The organism is Janthinobacterium sp. GW456P, from assembly GCF_002127655.1.
In the GTDB taxonomy this organism is placed as follows: Bacteria; Pseudomonadota; Gammaproteobacteria; order Burkholderiales; family Burkholderiaceae_D; genus Janthinobacterium.
In genome coordinates this window covers 463265-480726 of the sequence record NZ_NEHB01000001.1, presented here as the reverse complement: position 1 = coordinate 480726, position 17462 = coordinate 463265, and the positions used below count along the sequence as shown (strand labels likewise).

The following is a 17462-nucleotide window of genomic DNA, read 5'->3' as shown; positions in this document are numbered from 1 at the left end:
ATGACCCAGCCTGACCAGACCGCCCTGTCACCCAACGACACCGCCACCATCGCCATCAACCAGCGCATGAACAAATTCGACGGCCATGAGCAGGTGTGGCTGTTCGGCTATGGCTCGCTGATCTACAAGGCGGACTTCCCCTATATCGAACGGCGCCCCGCCAGTATCGAAGGCTGGACGCGGCGCTTCTGGCAAGGTTCGCACGACCACCGGGGCACGCCGATGGCGCCGGGCCGGGTCGCCACCATCGTGCCGCAAGCGGGCGCCGTGTGCGGCGGTATGGCCTACCTGATCACGCCCGAAGTCTTCGCCCACCTCGACCACCGCGAAAAAAACGGTTACCTGCGCCTGGCCACCGACATCACTTTCGACGATGGCAGCAAGGTCGAAGGCCTGGTGTACATCGCCAACGAGGAAAACGCCGCCTTCCTCGGTGCCGCCCCGGAACTCGATATCGCGCGCCAGATCGCCCGGTCAAACGGCCCGAGCGGCCCGAACAGCGAGTACCTGCTGCACCTGGCCAGCGCCCTGCGCGAACTGGGCAAGAGCGATCCGCATGTCTTTGCTATCGAGCAACATCTGGCGCAACTCCAGACATCGCCCCAAGACAGCGCCACGTCGCCCTCCGGCGCCTGAGATAGCCGGATGCAGCCTGAGCCCTGCCCCAGCCGCAGGCCAGCCTCGCCCGCATTGCTGCCCATGAGTGCAACCGTGCGGCATCCGCGGTGACGACGGTTTAATTTAAAACAAATCCAGCTGTCCCGCATTGCCTTTCTTTACTTTTGCGCCCAGCGGCGGCACCACCAGTGGCCGGCGGAACTGCGTGCAATCGAGCTGCTTGAAACGGCCGCCCTTGCCGTGCAGGCCCAGCCGGTGCACGGCTTTTTCAAAGCGCTGGCGGATAAGGTCAGCCCACACACCCTCGCCCCGCATGCGCGCGCCGAACGCGCTGTCGTAATCCTTGCCGCCACGCATTTCGCGCACCCGGTTCATCACGCGCTGGGCCCGCTCCGGGAAGTGCGCTTCCAGCCACTGCTGGAACAAGGGGCTCACTTCCCACGGCAGGCGCAGCACCACGTAATGGGCGTGGATGGCGCCCGCGTCGCGCACGGCTTCCAGCAACTGCTCGATTTCCGGCTCCGTCACGAACGGGATGATGGGCGCGATGCTCACGCCCACGGGAATACCCGCCTCCGTCAGGGTGCGGATGGTGCGCAGGCGCCGCGCCGGGGCGGCCGCGCGCGGCTCCAGGGTGCGCGCGATGGCCGGGTCCAGCGTCGTGACAGTGACGGCCACGGCAGCCAGGCGCCTGGCCGCCATGGGCGCCAGAATGTCGATATCGCGCTCGATCAGCGATGATTTCGTGATCAGCGCCACGGGGTGGTCGCATTCGTGCAGCACTTCCAGCACGCGCCGCGTCAGCTGCCGCTCGCGTTCGCACGGCTGATACGCATCGGTATTGACGCCCAGGGCGATCGGTTCGGGCACATACGACGGCCTGGCCAGTTCGCGCCGCAACAGTTCGGGGGCATTCACCTTGGCGTAGATGCGGCTTTCGAAATCCAGGCCCGGCGACAGGCCCAGGTAGCTGTGCGTGGGGCGGGCAAAGCAATAAATGCAGCCATGTTCGCAACCCCGGTATGGGTTCAGCGACACGTTGAAGGGCAAATCGGGCGAAGCGTTGCGCGTGAGAATGGTGCGCGCCTGCTCGTCGCTGACCTGCGTCTTCCAGCCCGGTACCTCCGCCGCCCCGGCCGCCTCGTCCAGGCCGCCCACGCTCCAGCCGTCATCGAAACCGGCGCGCGCATGCGTCTCATGGCGCCCTTGCAGGTTCGAGACGGCCCCGCGGCCCTTGTGCGCTTTCAGCGACTGCGGCGGCAACATGGCTTGCCCGGCGAAGCTGTCATCGTGCTCTGGAATGATTGCTTTCATGAACGGCCCCATCAACTGTATATACATACAGTATACTATGCCGCTGTGCGGGCAAGATCAAGGGCTACCGTACTGCCGTTTCAAGCTTTTTCGCCGTGTGGCATGACATAACTCAACTGCTGCGCGACAAAGCCGTCAAATGCCGTGATCAGGGGAACGAAACTGGATGCGTCCTGCTCCAACTGCATCAGAGCATAGCACGTCGCTTCCAGGGTCGATAACTGGTCTGGCGCATGCGCCTTGCGGATCAGATAATGGGAAGCGGGGGTATCGCGCAGCGGCAGGCGCGGCAGCTGTTGCAATGGAGGATTCAGGTACAGCATCTTGCGGCTCTTGCGCCAGGTGGCGTCCAGCACCACCAGCCGCAATTGGGCCGCAAATCGGGCCGGATCGAGCAAGATGGCGGGGTCGAGCGCTGGCGGCGGCGCGATGCCCAGCGAACGGTCGCCGGGCGTATCCGGGTACAGCAGCACATTGTGCTTGCCAGCCAGCAGTTCGGCGAGCGCGTCCGGGGCGAACTGTTCGCCCGTCAGCAGACGGCTGTTGGGCAGGCTCAGGTGCAGCAAGCGGGCACTGCCTTTGGCGTTGTGGACTTCCAGCGGATGCTGGAGGATCAGCACTTCCACGGCGTGGGCAACGGGGGTGGTCCAGCGGCAGATGCAACTGGCTGCGGCGCGCAGGCAGACCGGGCAGCGTGCGCGTTTGGCTGGTTCAGCCTGGAAGGAGGATGCGGCGCCAGGGCTGGCGATAGCGCTGGAAATAGAGCTGGAGGTACGGCGGGTGGTCATGGCGGAGCGCGTTCGCGGCTGTCTTCAAGCCGCGATTGTAGCGCCCACGCCATGCCAAAGGGAATCTGCGCTTAAAACTCTTCCCAGTCGTCGGTGCCGGATGCCACCGGGGCCTTCGGCGTGCGTGCGTGCACAGCTTCCGCTGGCGCCGCCTTGCCCGGCGTGGGCGCGGCCATGGCTGGTGCCGGCGCGCGCCGCGTGACGGGCCGCATGCCAGGTCGCGTGCCGGCGCTGATTGGCGCAGAGGCCGCCACAGACGGAGCCGCACTGGCCGAAACATAGCGCTGCGTAGCATCGAGCTTGAACACGCCCACCACGTCGGCCAGCTTGGCTGCCTGTTCCTGCATGGATTCGGCTGCCGCGGCCGCTTCTTCCACCAGGGCCGCGTTTTGCTGCGTCACCTGGTCCATCTGCCCAATGGCCTGGTTGACTTGTTCGATGCCGGTGCGCTGCTCATCGCTGGCGTCGGTGATCTGATTCATGATCTGCGTCACATGGCTGATGCTTTGCACGATTTCGTCCATGGTGCGGCCCGCCTTGTCCACCAATTGCGAACCGGCCTCGACCTTTTGCACGGAATCGTCGATCAAGCCCTTGATTTCCTTGGCCGCGGCGCTCGAGCGCTGCGCCAGGTTGCGCACCTCGGAGGCCACGACGGCAAAGCCGCGGCCCTGCTCGCCGGCCCGGGCCGCTTCCACGGCCGCGTTCAGGGCCAGGATATTCGTCTGGAAGGCGATGGCGTCGATGACGCTGATGATGTCGACGATCTTGCGCGAGGAATCGTTGATCGAGCCCATGGTGCTGACCACCTCGGACACCACCACCCCGCCCTTGCTGGCGATCTGCGAGGCGTCGATGGCCAGCTGATTGGCGCTGCGCGCATTGTCGGCGTTGAGTTTCACGGTGGAAGTCAGCTCTTCCATGGAAGACGCTGTCTCTTCCAGCGAACTGGCCTGCTCTTCCGTGCGTGAGGACAAATCCAGGTTGCCGGACGCGATTTCGCTCGACGCCGTGCTGATCGATTCGGTACCGGCGCGCACCTGGCCGACGATACTCACCAGTTTATCGTTCATGTTTTTCAGCGCGTGCATCAATTGCCCCGTCTCATCGCGGCTTTCCACCACGATTTGGCTGGTCAGGTCGCCAGCGGAAACGGCTTGCGCCACCTCGACGGCGCGCGTGATGGGACGCGTGATCGAGCGCGTGATCCAGTAGGCGCAGGCAATGCCCAGCAAGATGGCCACCACGCCCAGCGAGATCAGCAGCGAACGGCCGTTTTCGTAGCGCGAACGGATTTGCGCTGCCATTTCATCGAGTAATCTGGCTTCCAGCACTTCCAGCTTCTTCAGCGACGCCAGATAGATGTCGCGCTTGACGGCCATGTCGCCTTCGTACAGGCGCTTGCCCAGTTCCAGGTCGCCCGCATTCTTGGCCTTGAACACATTCTTGCGCACTTCCGTATAGGCTTTGCGCGTGCTCAGCACTTCCTGGTACAGCGATTGCTCTTCGGTGTTCAGCTCGCTCTTGCCGATGGCGTTCTGGATTTCCGTGGCGCGTGCCGACGAGACCGCCATTTCCTGTTCAAACTGCTTCTGGTGTTCGGGATCGCTGACCTTCCAGGCGGCCGCCGTGCGCGCCGCGTTGACCTCGATGACTTTGGTCCATTCGCCGATCAGGCGCTCGTTGCGCACCTTGACGTTGACGAGCGCATCGGTTTCCTTGCTGGCGCTTTGCATCTGCACGATGCCCACCACGGTGAGGCTGGTCAACAGGAGCAGGACGGCGGCAAAAGCGCCACCGAGACGTACGCCGATTTTGAGGTTTTTCATTGCGTGATTCCTATCTGAAGAAAACAATGCACAGACGCCACGAAACCGACTTACTGCTACAAATCACTATAGCAGGCGTCTGCCGTGCGGCAATCACGGGCGATGGCGCGAGAGTAACGTCGCCACCGGGATGGCGGCGCACCGCAGCGCACCACTTTGGAGCAGATTGTGAGTGAATCAGAATGGTATTGCAAGAAATAACATGCAGAAAAGCAACAGCCAGAAGGGGCTATGCCGCCACGAACGGGCGGCAGGCAAGCAAGGTCAGTTTTGCTTCACATAGATCAATTTTGATGTATCGAAACCCAGGCTGCGGGCTTTCTCGATCAGGCGCTGCTGCAAGGCGGGGGCCATGCTGGGCGTGCGCGACAGCAACCAGAAATAGGATTTGTCGGGGCCGCTAATCATGGAATAGCTGTAATCATGCTGGTCCAAATCAAACACGATGTAGGAACCATAGAAGGGGCCGAAAAACGACACTTTCAGGTAGCCCACGTCTTTCTTATCGACGAAATACGCCTTGCCTTCCGCGTCCTTCCACTTCGCGTCCGCATCCTTGTAGCCGCGGTTCAGCACTTTCAGGCCGCCATCCTGGCGCAGGCTGTAATCGGCCGTCACATGGCTCAGGCCCCGTTCGAACGAATGGTCGAGGCGCGCAATCTCATACCACTTCCCCAGGTAGCGTTTCGTGTCGAAATTGCTGACAGGTACAATATTCTCGGGCCGGCCTACACAACCGGCCAGCACGAGCACACATAGCAATAATATTCTTTTCATGTTTTTCTCCATCGGGTTGAATCAGTCAGGTAGCAGCGCGTGGTCGACGATGCGGCGGATCGCGCCGCTGGTTTGCATGCGCACGATGGCGGCATTGAATTGTTCGATAAAATCATCGCGGTACGGGTAGGCGGCGGGCCGGCGCTCCGTCACACCCAGGTGGCCCTGCTGGCTGGCCAGCTGCGCGGTTTCCTGTATCGCCTGGATCGCCAGCGCCGGCGTCCCCGGCGCACCCTCGCGCCGGATGCGCTGCAATTCCCACTGTGCCGACAGACGGTCGCTGACATAGCAATCGATACGCCCGCGTATCAGCTTGAGCAGATTCGTGCGCGTGCCCTTGGCCGTATCGAACACGACATTGGCCGCTTTCAGGGCTGCAGTCTGCTTCGCATCGCCCAGCAGAAAACCAGCGTTCACGCCGATGTGCAGGCCGCCGTAATCGGCGGGCCACTGCCGCAGCGTGCGTTTCGCCAGCACCTCCTGGTTGCACAGCACCACCAACTGCTCCATCAGCAGCGGCACGGAATAGCGCACGTACGGCCGCTCGCTGCGCCACGAATACGGCGGATACAGGGCAAACGCCTCGCCCGTCTGCAACATCAGCACGCCCCGTTTCCAGGGCACGGGACGCAGTTGCACCGCATACTGCGGCATCGATTGCACGGCTTCGCGCACGATCTCCGTATAGATGCCTTTCAGCTGGCCGTTCTCGACGTAGGAGTACGGCGGATAATCGTCGTCGCCATAGATCACCAGCGGCGTCGCACCCTCGGCCCGCGCGCCGGCGGCGACGAATAGGCATAGCGCGGCAGGCAGGATGAACATTCTGGACATGCCGGAAGAGTAGCATGGAAGCGCGAAAACCAATCATCCGTTCGCGCTGTTCGTGCCCAGCATGTCGTCGAGTTGCGCCAGAGTGCCTGAGTCCTTCACGACGGCGCGCAGCCACAGGTGCAGCGGCAGCTCGCCCCAACTGGCGGCCTTGTCGGCCAGGTAGGCGACGGGGCTGTGCGGTTCCGTGCGGCGGAAGAAATCGGCCACCTGGCGCAGCTGGGCCAGCGCCTGCTGGCGCTGCACGATGGCGCCCCCGCCTCCTCCCGCCTCGACGCCCCGGCCAGCGGCCGGCGGCGCATCGGCAAAGTCCGCGCCGGGCGAAAGCGGCGCGATAAAATGAATGGCGTTTTCCAGCGCTTCGCGCGCGGCGCGAAAACTCGGGCCATCGACGCCGAAACGCGCGTCGACGCTGCGCTCGAAGGCCAGCAGCGACTGCATGCAGTATTGGGCATCGGCCAGCAAGCCGTCGGAAAAGGCGCGCGAGTTCCTTTGCCGCACCGCCTCCATCTGCGCCAGGGTCACCCCTTCGTCGTGGCGCGCATCGCCCCAGCCCTGCTCCGCTGCGCCAGGCGCCAGGCTGGCGGCCGCACGCTGACGCGCCGCATCGAAATCTTGCAGCGAAAACAGGCCGTCGGCGCCTTCGGTCAGCGGAATCTCGCGCAGCAGCTGCGGCGTGCGCGAGAGAAGCCAGAAGACATTGCCGATGCGCTGTTCCTGGTCGCCCTCTTCCGCCGGCGGATACAGGCTATCCCAGTAACGCTCGCACAGGCCGGCCAGCAGCGCGTAGCCGTCGCCCAGGCCGCGAAAGTGGCGCGTTTTCGCGTGCGCCTCGGCCAGCCAGACGGCCACGCGCAAATCCTTGCTGTGCGTGGCGATCAACTGTTCGCAGCGCGTCGCCACGAAAGGCCAGTCGGCTTCCTTCAGCGCCGTCACCCACTCGCCCTGGTCCAGGCTCGGGTCGTCGTGCTGGCGCGCGCGCGCGATGGCGTCGAGCTCCTGGCTGAAGGTGATGTCTTCGCCGCAGGGACTGACGGCGCTGACGGGGTGCAGCAACTGCTCCAGATTGAACATGGTGCCCTCCGCGGGGTGACGTTACTTGCTGACGTTATTTGATGGTGTATTTGAACTGCCCCTGCTTATTTGCAGTGACGCGTATCGATGCGACCGGCTCGCCTGCGGCCATGCGCGCCAGCACCGCTTCGGCGATCGCCGGCAGCAGGCTGCCGTTGAGAATTTGATCGACATTGCGCGCGCCAGAATCGACCTCGGTGCAGCGCGCCAGCACGGCGTCGACCAGGCCAGCATCGTGACTGAACTGCGCCTGGTGGTTGCGCGCGATGCGTGCGCCTATCCTCGCCAGCTTCAGGGCGATGATTTCGGCCAGCACCGCGTCGTTCAGGGGATAAAACGGCAGCACTTTCAGGCGTCCCAGCAGGGCCGGCTTGAAGTGCGCCACCAGTTGCGGGCGCACCAGCTCTTCCAGCGCGGCCGGCGTGGGCAAGTCTTGCGCAACCCGGTTTATGCAGGCGGCCATCATGGCGCCGGAACCCAGGTTCGACGTGGCGATGACGATGGTGTTGCGAAAATCGACTTCGCGTCCTTCCGCGTCATCGAGCACGCCCTTGTCGAACACCTGGAAGAACAATTCGAGCACGTCGGGGTGGGCCTTTTCCGCCTCATCGAGCAGCACCACGCTGTAGGGCTGGCGCCGCACGGCTTCCGTCAGCACACCGCCTTCGCCATAGCCGACATAGCCGGGCGGAGAGCCTTTCAGGCCGGCCACGCTGTGTGCTTCCTGGTACTCGCTCATGTTGATGGTAATGAGCTTGCGCTCGCCGCCATACAGCAGATCGGCCAGCGCCAGCGCCGTTTCCGTCTTGCCCGTGCCGGACGGCCCCGTGAACAGGAACACGGCTTGCGGCTTGTTCGGGTCGTCCAGGCTGGCGCGCGCCGTGCGCACGCGCTGCGCCACCGCGTCGATGACGTGGTCCTGTCCCAGCACCCGTTCGCGCAGCGCGCCCTCCAGAGTCAGCACCGTGCGGATCTCGTCCTTGAGCATTTTTCCCAGCGGGATGCCGGTCCAGCCGGCGACGATGCCGGCCACCACCTGCGCATCGACTTCCAGCGGCGACAGCGGCGCTTCTCCCTGCAGGGCCGCCAGCTCTTCCTTCAGCGCCAGCAGGCGCGCAGCGCCGATCTCGCCCGGCCGCTCGCCGCGCAACTGCGCGCGCAAGTCACCGATCTGCGCCACCAGCGTTTTTTCGCGCTCCCAGCGCTGCGCCAACGCCGTGATCTGCGCCTGTCCTGCGTCATGCTCGCGCCGCAGCTGCGCCAGGCGTGCGGCGCCCGCCTTGTCGGGTGCTTCGCCATCGGCCGCCTCGCGGCTCAGGGCGGCGATTTCCGCGCCGATGCGTTCCTGCCGCCGGTTCGCGTTTTCCAGCTGCGCCGGCGTGGCGCGCTGGCCCAACGCCACCTTGGCGCACGCCGTATCGAGCACGCTGATGGCCTTGTCGGGCAGCTGGCGCCCGCTGATGTAGCGGTGCGACAGGCGCACCGCCTCGACGATGGCGGCGTCGCGCACGCGGATGCCGAAGTGGCGCTCCATCAACGGCGCCATGGCGCGCAGCATGGCGCAAGCGATGTCTTCGCCCGGCTCTTCCACCTTCACCACCTGGAAGCGCCGCGCCAGCGCCGCATCCTTTTCAAAGTACTTTTTGTACTCGCTCCAGGTGGTGGCGGCGATGGTGCGCAGGGCGCCGCGCGCCAGCGCCGGTTTCAACAGATTGGCCGCGTCGTTCTGCCCCGCCTGGCCGCCGGCGCCGATCATCGTGTGCGCCTCGTCGATGAAGAGAATGACGGGGTGCGGGCTTTTCGCCACCTCGTCGATGACATTTTTCAGGCGGCTTTCGAACTCGCCCTTCACGCTGGCCCCCGCCTGCAGCAAGCCCATGTCGAGCGCGTGGATGTGCGCGCCCTGCAGCACCTCGGGCACGTCGCCCGCGGCCATGCGCAGGGCCAGGCCTTCCACCACGGCCGTCTTGCCCACGCCCGCCTCGCCCGTGAGTATCGGATTGTTCTGCCGCCGGCGCAGCAGGATGTCGACGGCCTGGCGTATCTCGGCCTCGCGGCCGATCACGGGATCGAGCTTGCCGTCGCGCGCCAGCTGCGTCAGGTCGGTGGTGAACTGGTCCAGCGCCGGGGTTTTGCTGGCCAGGGCGGCAGCAGGATCTTCGGACAGGTCGGCAAGCTGCGGCACTGCCGCGTTTTCCTCTTCATCAGAACCTTCCGTCAGCTTGTCCGGATGATGCTTCAATTGCTCGACGCTGAAGCGGGCGAACAGCTTCGAGCCGCGGTACGCGAGCTGCGAAAGTTCCGGCTCCGTCAGCAGCGCCAGCAACAGATGGCGGCTGCGGATGGGCCCTGGCCGCGTCGTGTCCAGCGAAGCGATCAGCCAGGCGTGTTCGAACAGCAGCGGCAAGTGCCGCGAAAACACGGGCGTGCGCGCGCTGCCCGTGCGGAAGCCGCCGATCTCGCGGCGCAAATCCGCCTCCAGCGCCGTCAGGCTGATTTCGCTGCGCCGCGCGATGGTGACGAAATCGCTGCGCTCCTGCTCCAGCAGCGCCAGGAACAGGTGCTCGACATCGACTTCGTACTGACCCAGTCCCACGCAGATGGCGGCGGCGCGGGTGGCGGCCGTGCGCGCCGTGTCATTGAGTTTGGCGATCAGGGTTTTCAAATGATTGCTCATGCGGCGGCTCCCTTGCGGTTGATCGAATAGCGCAGCGACGACGGCTGCAGCACGGCGTCGAAATTGACCGCCTCGCCGCCGGCCATCACGGCCAGGGTGCCGCTGATGACGAAGCCGACGCGGTTGATGCTGCCCGCTTCGCGCTCGAGGCGGGCGCGCACATTGCGCAGGCGCGGTTCATGGCGTTCGATGGCCGCCTTCAGCGCGGCGCAGATGCGGGCGCGGTCATCGCTGCTGGACAGGCACATGCCGGCAAAATCGATGAGGCCATAGTTGACGATGGAGGCCGCGCATTCCGGATAGGCGTCGAGCGCGCCGGGCGGCAGAGCCACACGCGTGTTGAGCAGATCTTCGAGGTCGCGCGCCACCGCATCCTTCAATTGTTCGAGCGACAGGCGCACCGCCACGCCGCCCGCTGCACCGCCGCCGTCACCCATCAGGCGGTCGAACAAGCCAGGTACATAACTGTCCATGCGCTCTCCTGAAAAATCGGCGCGGCGCGCGGGCGAAGGTGGCCGCCGCGCGCCGCGCACCATGATCAAGCCACGCGGTTCGCGGCCAGATCCCAGCCGCCCGAGGTATTGCCGCCGGCGCCGCCCGTCACTTTTTGCTGCGTGTATTTCCACTTCACTTTCGAGAATTTGAAGCCGACGTGTTCACCGAGGATGTCGCCTTCTTCCACGTTCGGCGTCACGGCGCCGATCAATACGTTCTCGATTTCGATCTCAAAGTACTTGACGCGCTCCCCTTGGCCATCGGCACGCATGAATTCGAAGCGCGCCTTGGGGATAGTCTTGCCGGCCGAGCAGGTCTGCAACAGCACCGGCGAGGCCAGATCGGCCAGCTTGGAGATGACGATGTCCTTGTGTTCGCAGCGTTCGGCCGTGTGGCCGCCGCCCGTCGAGGCGGTGGCGGACTTCGGCTGCTCGACGCTCCAGCTGACCGATTTGCATTCGATCCAGTCCTTGTGCTTGTCATCGGTGGACTCGCCCTTGATGCCGTCTATCTGCAGATATACATCGATTGCCATGGTGTGCTCCTCTGGTTGAAAGATGGGTGACTCAGGAATTGGTCGACTTCGGCAACTCCGCGACCAGTCGGAGCGAAACGGATAATTCATCGAGCTGGAAGTGCGGCCGCAGGAACGACACGGCGCGGTACACGCCGGGCCGCCCCGGCACTTCATGCACCTGCACGGACGCTTCGCGCAGCGGGAACTGCGCCTTCTGTTCCTGGCTGGCGTTATCGTCGAGCAGCACGTACTGCATCAGCCAGCGGTTCAGAAAGTCTTCCACGCTGGAGGCGGCGGCAAAGCTGCCGATCTTGTCGCGCATCATGGCCTTCATGTAGTGCGCGATGCGCGAGACGGCGAAGATGTACTGCAGCTGCGACGACAGCACCGCGTTCGCATTGGCCGCGTCGCTGTTGTACTTGCGGCTTTTCTGCGCCGACTGCGCGCCGAAAAACGCCGCATACGCCGTGTTCTTGCAATGCACCAGCGAGATGAAGCCCAGGTCCGACAACTCCTTTTCGCGCCGGTCGGTGATCGCCACTTCGGCCGGGCATTTCAGGGCCACGTCTCCCTCGTCCGTCTTGAAGGTGTGGGTCGGCAGGTCGTCCACCAGGCCGCCGCCCTCCACGCCGCGGATGGCGGCGCACCAGCCGTAATCGGCAAAGGCGCGCGTCAGCTTGCTGCCAAACGCATACGCGGCGTTACACCACAGGTATTTGTGATGGTCGCTGCCATCGACTTCCTCGACAAAGTTAAAACCGTCGACCGTGGTGCCGTCGACGGGATTGAACGGCAGCCGGCCCAGGAAGCGGGGCAAGGTCAGGCCGACATAGCGCGCATCCTCGGATTCACGGAAGGCTTTCCATTTCGCGTACTCGACGGTGTCGAACACCTTGGCCAGATCGCGCGGCTTGCCCAGGTCGCCGTAACTTTCCAGGCCAAACAGTTCCGGCGCAGCCGAGGCGATGAACGGCGCGTGCGCGGCGGCGGCGACGTGCGACATCTGCTCGACGAAATACATGTCTTCCGGCTGGCGCGAGATGGCGAAGTCGCCCAGCAACGCGGCAAATGGCGCACCGCCAAAGGTGCCGAATTCCTCTTCATACACCTTCTTGAACATGCTGCTCTGGTCGAACTCCAGCGCGGCCTGGAAATCCTTCACCAGTTCGCGCTTGGTGGCGTTGAACATGCGGATCTGCAGGCGCGTGCCCGTGTCGGAATTGCCGACCAGGTAGCGCAGCCCCGTCCAGCTTTGTTCGAGCTGCTGGAACGGCGCCGCGTGCATGATTTCGCTAAGCTGGGCCGAAATCAGGCGGTCGATCTCCGCCACGCGCGCGTCCAAGGTGGCCGACAGGCTGCTGGACATCAGCACCGTGCCGTCGAGCACCTGGGCCACCAGTTCCGAGATCAGGTCACGCGCGCGCGCATGTTCAGCGCCGGACTTGGCGACGCGGCTTTGCTCGACGATCTGGTCCAGCAAATCGGTCGCGGCCGGCGCATCGGCGGTGGATACTGCTAGGGCCTCTGCCTGGGTACTCATCTCAATTCTCCTGCGCTGGGAACTGCGGTTTCAGGGTAGCCAGGCTGTCCGTGTTGTTCAGCACTTCCGTCAGCAAGTCTTCCAGCTTGTCGTTGCCGGCCAGCTTGTTGCGCAGGTCGGCCAGCTTGGTGCGCGCCTCGAGCAGCTTGCGCAAAGGGTCGACCTGGCGCACCACCGATTCCGGGCGGAAGTCGTCCATCGAGCGGAAGTGCAGATCGACGGCGAAGGTGCCGCCCGCCTCGCTGAGACGGTTCGGCACGGCGAAACGGGCCACCGGTTCCACGCCGCACAGCACTTCGTCGAAATTGGCGCTGTCGATGGAAACGAACTTGCGGTCCTTCAGGCGCTTTTTCTCGCTGTCAGGGTTGCCGCCAAAGTCGCCCAGCACGCCGACCACGAAGGGCAGCTCCTTGTTTTCAATCGCGTCGCCGATCTCGACGTCATAGGTCATTTGCACGCGCGGCGCGCGTACCTGCTTCAGGCGTTTCTGCACGCTGTCGGACTTGGACATGTCGCTTCCTTTGCAAGGAGATGGTGGGGATGCTCGTTTATTTCAGGCCGCTGAACGGGTCGGCCGCGCTGCCTTGCTGCGCCGCGCCCTTCGCCGCCGGCGTACTCGAACCGGCCGCGCGCTTGCCGGCCGCCGGCGGGCGCCTGGCCGGCGGCACCAGTACGTCTTCGCCTATGCTCGCGCGCAGCAGCTTGGCCAGGTCCTGCGCTTCCGAGCGCAACGAACCATTCAGATTATTTTGCCGCGACAGATCGGCCAGCGCCTTGCCGGACAGGCGCAAGCCGCTGACGGCGACGATGCTGTTGGCCACCTTGTCGTCCGGGTCGCGCTCCAGCGCTTCAAGCGCATGGCCGATGGCATCGCCGTACTGGCCGCGGTCGAACTTCATTTGCGCCATTTGCAGCCACGGCGCCTTGTCGGCCGGGTAGCTCGCGCCGCCGCGCTGAAGCAGGGTCATGGCACGCTCGTACTGGCCCGCGCGCGCCGCCGCATCGGCGTCGCTCATCACTTGCGCCAGGGTCGGTGCGGCAGGTTTGGGGGACGCCGACTGGTCCGGCGTGGCGCAGGCGGCCAGCAGCAAGGCGCTGGCAAGGCAGACAATACGGAGCGATATCGTGGCTGGCTTCATCGGGGGTACTCCTTCACGTGGAGGACGCTACCACTGGGAAAGATGGGCGGCGTGAAGACTATTATTGATCGGCAATTTTTTACCAAATTGAGATTAATCAGCAAAGAAGAAGTTCCACGCTACAGCCGCGTAAGACGACATGAATCCTGATCTGGCGCAGTAATTGTCTTGATCGCAGACTGATCTTGCGCCAACGCAAGCAGGTCGCCCGTGCATGCGTTTAAATGACTGCAACACTTTTGTTTCCACACTTCATCTTGCAAAGGTCGCCCATGCCACCTGACGCCCTGGTTCACCCGGCACGAGCCACCGCGCTACTGCTGCTGGTGTTGCTGCAAGCGTTGCTGCTGACCGGCTGTGCGGGCGGCGCCATCGGCACCCTGGCCAACGCGGCGCTGCAAATGGCCGGCGTGGCCAAGCCGCCGCCGGAACTGCCCGACGCGCAGCAGCCGCCGCGCAATGTCAGCATCCGGCTGCACGCGGCGCAGCGCCTGAACACCGATGCCGACGGCCGGCCGCTGGCGTTGGTGGCGCGCATCTACAAGCTGCGCCAGAGCGCCGCCTTCGAGCAGGCGCCTTACGACAGCTTCCTCGACGCCCAGCGCGAAAAAGCGGCGCTGGGCGCCGACCTGATGGAAGTCAAAGAAGTGCTGCTGGTACCGGGCCAGCGCTACGAGGTGCAGGAAAAAGTCAGCAAGGAAGCGTATTTCATCGGCGTCGTGGCCCTGTTCCGCGCGCCTGCGGCACAGCGCTGGCGCGCCACCTTTGCCGCCGCCGACGCGGAACGCGGCGGCATCACCGTCGGCCTGCATGCGTGCGCGCTCAGCATCAGCGGCACGTCCACGCTGTCGGCCCCGCGCTGCCAGTAGCACCAGCAGACACGCCACACATTCAAGGAGAATCGAGATGGGCATGGCAGCGAAAGTCTTGTGGGGAGAGGGCCTGTTCCTGCGGCCGCAGCATTTCCAGCGCCAGGATCAGTATCACGAAGCGCGCCTGCATCACACGGCCAGCGCGCTGCATCCCTACCTGTGGGGCGTGGCGCACATGGAGTGGGACCTGGCGGCGCTGAAGACGGGCACCCTGCGCCTGCAGGCCCTGTCGGCCATCTTCCGCGACGGTGAAGTGTTCGAGGCGCTGGGCGACGGCGCGCCCGGCAGCGATATCCTGCCCCCGCCGGTGGACCTGGAAGCGCTGCCGCCGGCGGTGCAGGAAGTGACGTATTACGCGGCCCTGCCCATCCTCAACCGCGAAGGCATGAATTACACGGCGCAGGCGCCAAATGCGGGCACGCCGGCGGCCACGCGCTTCGCGCACGCCATGCGCGCCACGCCCGACCTGTTTACGGAGTCCGCCGTGGCCGACGTGGCGTATCTGAAGAAAACCGTGCGCCTGATTCCCGACAGCGAAGCGCGCGGCTCCTACGACTGCCTGCCGCTGATCGCCCTGCGGCGCACGGTATCGGGCGGCTTCGAGCCCGTGCCCTCGTTCATGGCGCCCAGCCTGGCGATCGCCGGCGCGCCGCGCCTGCAGGGCGTGCTGGAACACCTGCTCGACGCCTTGCAGGCGAAGGTGAGCGCGCTGCACGGCCACCACCGCGAACCGAGCCGCAACGTGATCGAGTTCCGCTCGGGCGACGTGTCCTCGTTCTGGCTGCTGCACACGGTCAGCACGGCCGCCGCCGCGCTGATGCACTATGTGCGCCACCCGGCCCTGCATCCGGAGCGCCTGTACGAGGCGCTGCTGGGCCTGGCGGGCGGCTTGCTCAGCTACTCCAGGCACTACACCCTGGCCAGCCTGCCCGCCTACGACCACGCGCAGCCGGGCGCCTGCTTCGATGCCATCGACGCCATCATCCGCGAACTGCTCGATACCGTCATCTCGTCGAAGTATTTTTCCATCGCCCTGCTGGAAGACCAGCCATCGTACTACCTGGGCAAGCTCGATTCGGGCAAGATCGACCAGCACACCACCTTGTACCTGGCGATACGCGCCGCCATGCCCGCCATCGAGCTGGTGGAGGTGGTGCCCGTGCGGGTGAAAGTGGGCGCGCCCGACGACGTGGAAAAATGCGTGCTCACGGCCATGCCAGGCCTGAAGCTGTCGCATGCGCCGCAAGTGCCGGCGGCCATTCCCGTGCGGCCCGACACCTATTATTTTGCGATCGAAAACCGCGGCGCGCTGTACGAGCAGATGCTCAAGGCACAGTCGATTTCCGTCTACGTGCCGGCCGGCATACGCGACCTGCAGCTGGAACTGATCGCGGTGACGGCATGAGCCAGCTCATCGAACGGCGCGCGGCGCCCTCCCTGCTGGGACCACGCGGTGCCGCCCCGGCAGACAGCAGCCGGCATGCGGGCAGCGCCCTGCTGGACCTGATGCACGAAGGCTTTTACATGCTGTTCATGCTGAAGCACGGTTCGGCGCCCGGCGACGAGCAAAGCTTCATGGACCGCATCACGGCCTTCCTCGGCGACTTCGAACGCGAAGCGAAAAAGATCCGCGCCGATGGCGACGATATCGAGGCGGCCAAGTATGCGTTCTGCGCGGCCGTCGATGAAATCATCCTCGCCTCGCCTTTTACCCTGCGCAAGCAGTGGGAGCGGCGCCCGCTGCAGCTGCTGATCTTCGGCGACCAGCTGGCCGGCGAACATTTCTTCGACCGCCTCGACGCCTTGCGCGGCAAGGGCGCCATGCGCGTGCAGGCGCTGCAGGTCTTCCACATGTGTTTATTGCTGGGATTCCAGGGCAAGTATGCGATCGACGGCGGCGAAAAACTCAGCTACCTGACGGCGCGCCTGGGCGACGAGATCGCCCACATCAAGGGCAAGAGCCGCGGCTTCGCGCCGCGCGCGGAGCGCCCCGATCAGGTGGTCAACAAACGCGGCAGCGACGTGCCGCTGTGGGCGCTGTCGAGCTTTTTCGCCCTGCTGGCCATCTGCGCCTACCTCGGTCTGAAAACGCATCTGACGCGCGGCACGCAAACGACCCTGGCCGCGTATGCGGACCTGGTCAAGCTGGCGCCACGGCCGGCGCACCTGACGATCACACTCCCCTGATCATTGCGCGCGAATCATTGAGCAATGCGGAACTCGATGCGCCGGTTTCTCGCCCGGCCATCGGCCGTGGCGTTGCTGGCCACGGGGCGGTCCGGCCCCTGGCCCGACACCAGCACGGTATCGGCCGCGATGCCCTTGCCGGACAGATAGGCGCGCACGGCTTCGGCGCGCGCCTGGCTCAGGGCCACGTTGCTGGCGCGCAGGCCCGTGTCGTCCGTGTGGCCGATCACCTCCACCTTGCGGCCCCGCAGCTTGAGCATGGCGGCCGCCATCTCGTCGAGGATGGCCAGGCCGGCCGGCGTGATGGACGCCTTGCCGCTGTCGAATTCGATGATGCGTTTATCGAGCGCCGCATCGAGCAAGCCCTGCTCGGCCTCGGGCGCCTTGACCCGCAAGCCATTGTTGACGATGTAGGTGGGATTGAGGCTGGTGGCGATGTCGCTGGCGATCTGCTGGCGCTGCGCCTCGTTCGCCACTTCGCCGCGCACGCTGACGTTGTTGCCGGCTATGCTGATCTGCCCCCGTGAAATGAGCTTCAGGTTCGGCGCAATCAGCTTTTGCACGTAGCCGTTCCAGTTGGCCGGCACGGCCACATTGCCGATGGCGATCTGGTCGACCACGCGCTCGGCGCCATACAGTTCGCGCAGGCGAGCCAGCACGGCCGCCTTGCCCGCCTCGTCGGCCAGGGTGCCCGTGACGAGGATCTGCCCCGGCATCGGCGTCTGCGGCACTTGCGCCTGCGCCTGGGCGATGCAGGGAACGGCGGCGGCAAGCAGCAGGAAGATAACGGTTGGTTTCATCGCA

Annotated in this window: 17 protein-coding genes; 4 read left to right on the top strand and 13 right to left on the bottom strand. The window is 64.9% G+C overall.

Going from position 1 to position 17462, the window contains the following annotated elements; translation table 11 throughout:
• Positions 1-636, top strand: a complete 636-nt coding sequence (locus CBW66_RS02050) for a gamma-glutamylcyclotransferase (protein ID WP_230491993.1) — start codon at positions 1-3, stop codon at positions 634-636.
• A 105-nt stretch (positions 637-741) separates the two neighbouring features.
• Here the strand turns inward: CBW66_RS02050 and CBW66_RS02045 are convergent, their stop codons facing one another.
• From CBW66_RS02045 to CBW66_RS01990, 12 genes are all read right to left on the bottom strand, one after another.
• Positions 742-1884, bottom strand: coding sequence for a PA0069 family radical SAM protein (locus tag CBW66_RS02045; protein ID WP_086136454.1), 1143 nt, complete (start codon positions 1882-1884; stop codon positions 742-744).
• A gap of 128 nt (positions 1885-2012) precedes the next feature.
• Positions 2013-2720, bottom strand: coding sequence for a tRNA-uridine aminocarboxypropyltransferase (locus CBW66_RS02040; protein WP_086136389.1), 708 nt, complete (start codon positions 2718-2720; stop codon positions 2013-2015).
• A gap of 71 nt (positions 2721-2791) precedes the next feature.
• Complete coding sequence (locus tag CBW66_RS02035) at positions 2792-4549, bottom strand: methyl-accepting chemotaxis protein (RefSeq protein ID WP_086136388.1); 1758 nt, start codon at positions 4547-4549, stop codon at positions 2792-2794.
• A 264-nt stretch (positions 4550-4813) separates the two neighbouring features.
• Positions 4814-5326, bottom strand: coding sequence for a lipocalin family protein (locus CBW66_RS02030; protein WP_086136387.1), 513 nt, complete (start codon positions 5324-5326; stop codon positions 4814-4816).
• Positions 5327-5347: 21 nt separating this feature from the next.
• A complete protein-coding gene (locus CBW66_RS02025; protein WP_086136386.1) occupies positions 5348-6160 on the bottom strand; it encodes an ABC transporter substrate-binding protein in 813 nt (270 codons plus the stop codon).
• 33 nt (positions 6161-6193) lie between these two features.
• Positions 6194-7231, bottom strand: a complete 1038-nt coding sequence (tssA, locus tag CBW66_RS02020) for a type VI secretion system protein TssA (RefSeq protein ID WP_086136385.1) — start codon at positions 7229-7231, stop codon at positions 6194-6196.
• Between the two features lie 34 nt (positions 7232-7265).
• Complete coding sequence (gene tssH, locus CBW66_RS02015) at positions 7266-9908, bottom strand: type VI secretion system ATPase TssH (RefSeq protein WP_086136384.1); 2643 nt, start codon at positions 9906-9908, stop codon at positions 7266-7268.
• Positions 9905-10381, bottom strand: coding sequence for a type VI secretion system baseplate subunit TssE (gene tssE / locus CBW66_RS02010; RefSeq protein ID WP_086136383.1), 477 nt, complete (start codon positions 10379-10381; stop codon positions 9905-9907). Before tssE ends, tssH begins: the two co-directional genes overlap by 4 nt.
• Positions 10382-10446: 65 nt before the next feature.
• Positions 10447-10938 (bottom strand): type VI secretion system tube protein Hcp, encoded by a 492-nt coding sequence (locus tag CBW66_RS02005; RefSeq protein WP_034750126.1) that lies wholly within the window; start codon positions 10936-10938, stop codon positions 10447-10449.
• Between the two features lie 31 nt (positions 10939-10969).
• A complete protein-coding gene (gene tssC, locus CBW66_RS02000; RefSeq protein WP_086136382.1) occupies positions 10970-12460 on the bottom strand; it encodes a type VI secretion system contractile sheath large subunit in 1491 nt (496 codons plus the stop codon).
• A gap of 1 nt (position 12461) precedes the next feature.
• Positions 12462-12971 carry a type VI secretion system contractile sheath small subunit gene (gene tssB, locus CBW66_RS01995; protein ID WP_086136381.1) on the bottom strand — a complete coding sequence of 170 codons (510 nt, stop codon included), beginning with the start codon at positions 12969-12971 and terminating at the stop codon, positions 12462-12464.
• Between the two features lie 37 nt (positions 12972-13008).
• Positions 13009-13599: a tetratricopeptide repeat protein gene (locus CBW66_RS01990; RefSeq protein WP_086136380.1), complete on the bottom strand. Its 591-nt coding sequence runs from the start codon at positions 13597-13599 to the stop codon at positions 13009-13011.
• A gap of 272 nt (positions 13600-13871) precedes the next feature.
• Here CBW66_RS01990 and tssJ point away from each other — a divergent pair, with 272 nt between their 5' ends.
• From tssJ to icmH, 3 genes are read left to right on the top strand one after another with little or no spacing between them, the layout of a single operon-like run.
• Positions 13872-14468, top strand: a complete 597-nt coding sequence (gene tssJ, locus CBW66_RS01985; protein ID WP_086136379.1) for a type VI secretion system lipoprotein TssJ — start codon at positions 13872-13874, stop codon at positions 14466-14468.
• Positions 14469-14505: 37 nt separating this feature from the next.
• Positions 14506-15876, top strand: a complete 1371-nt coding sequence (gene tssK / locus CBW66_RS01980) for a type VI secretion system baseplate subunit TssK (RefSeq protein WP_086136378.1) — start codon at positions 14506-14508, stop codon at positions 15874-15876.
• Complete coding sequence (gene icmH / locus CBW66_RS01975) at positions 15873-16658, top strand: type IVB secretion system protein IcmH/DotU (RefSeq protein ID WP_086136377.1); 786 nt, start codon at positions 15873-15875, stop codon at positions 16656-16658. Before tssK ends, icmH begins: the two co-directional genes overlap by 4 nt.
• A 14-nt stretch (positions 16659-16672) precedes the next feature.
• Here the strand turns inward: icmH and CBW66_RS01970 are convergent, their stop codons facing one another.
• Positions 16673-17458 (bottom strand): OmpA family protein, encoded by a 786-nt coding sequence (locus tag CBW66_RS01970; RefSeq protein WP_086136376.1) that lies wholly within the window; start codon positions 17456-17458, stop codon positions 16673-16675.
• Between the last annotated feature and the right edge of the window lie 4 nt (positions 17459-17462).

Coding starts and splice junctions, on each gene's coding strand:
- CBW66_RS02050 (WP_230491993.1), top strand. CDS start 1: ATGACCCAGCCTGACCAGACCGCCCTGTCACCCAACGACACCGCCACC.
- CBW66_RS02045 (WP_086136454.1), bottom strand. CDS start 1,884: ATGTTGCCGCCGCAGTCGCTGAAAGCGCACAAGGGCCGCGGGGCCGTC.
- CBW66_RS02040 (WP_086136389.1), bottom strand. CDS start 2,720: ATGACCACCCGCCGTACCTCCAGCTCTATTTCCAGCGCTATCGCCAGC.
- CBW66_RS02035 (WP_086136388.1), bottom strand. CDS start 4,549: ATGAAAAACCTCAAAATCGGCGTACGTCTCGGTGGCGCTTTTGCCGCC.
- CBW66_RS02030 (WP_086136387.1), bottom strand. CDS start 5,326: ATGAAAAGAATATTATTGCTATGTGTGCTCGTGCTGGCCGGTTGTGTA.
- CBW66_RS02025 (WP_086136386.1), bottom strand. CDS start 6,160: ATGTCCAGAATGTTCATCCTGCCTGCCGCGCTATGCCTATTCGTCGCC.
- tssA (WP_086136385.1), bottom strand. CDS start 7,231: ATGTTCAATCTGGAGCAGTTGCTGCACCCCGTCAGCGCCGTCAGTCCC.
- tssH (WP_086136384.1), bottom strand. CDS start 9,908: ATGAGCAATCATTTGAAAACCCTGATCGCCAAACTCAATGACACGGCG.
- tssE (WP_086136383.1), bottom strand. CDS start 10,381: ATGGACAGTTATGTACCTGGCTTGTTCGACCGCCTGATGGGTGACGGC.
- CBW66_RS02005 (WP_034750126.1), bottom strand. CDS start 10,938: ATGGCAATCGATGTATATCTGCAGATAGACGGCATCAAGGGCGAGTCC.
- tssC (WP_086136382.1), bottom strand. CDS start 12,460: ATGAGTACCCAGGCAGAGGCCCTAGCAGTATCCACCGCCGATGCGCCG.
- tssB (WP_086136381.1), bottom strand. CDS start 12,971: ATGTCCAAGTCCGACAGCGTGCAGAAACGCCTGAAGCAGGTACGCGCG.
- CBW66_RS01990 (WP_086136380.1), bottom strand. CDS start 13,599: ATGAAGCCAGCCACGATATCGCTCCGTATTGTCTGCCTTGCCAGCGCC.
- tssJ (WP_086136379.1), top strand. CDS start 13,872: ATGCCACCTGACGCCCTGGTTCACCCGGCACGAGCCACCGCGCTACTG.
- tssK (WP_086136378.1), top strand. CDS start 14,506: ATGGGCATGGCAGCGAAAGTCTTGTGGGGAGAGGGCCTGTTCCTGCGG.
- icmH (WP_086136377.1), top strand. CDS start 15,873: ATGAGCCAGCTCATCGAACGGCGCGCGGCGCCCTCCCTGCTGGGACCA.
- CBW66_RS01970 (WP_086136376.1), bottom strand. CDS start 17,458: ATGAAACCAACCGTTATCTTCCTGCTGCTTGCCGCCGCCGTTCCCTGC.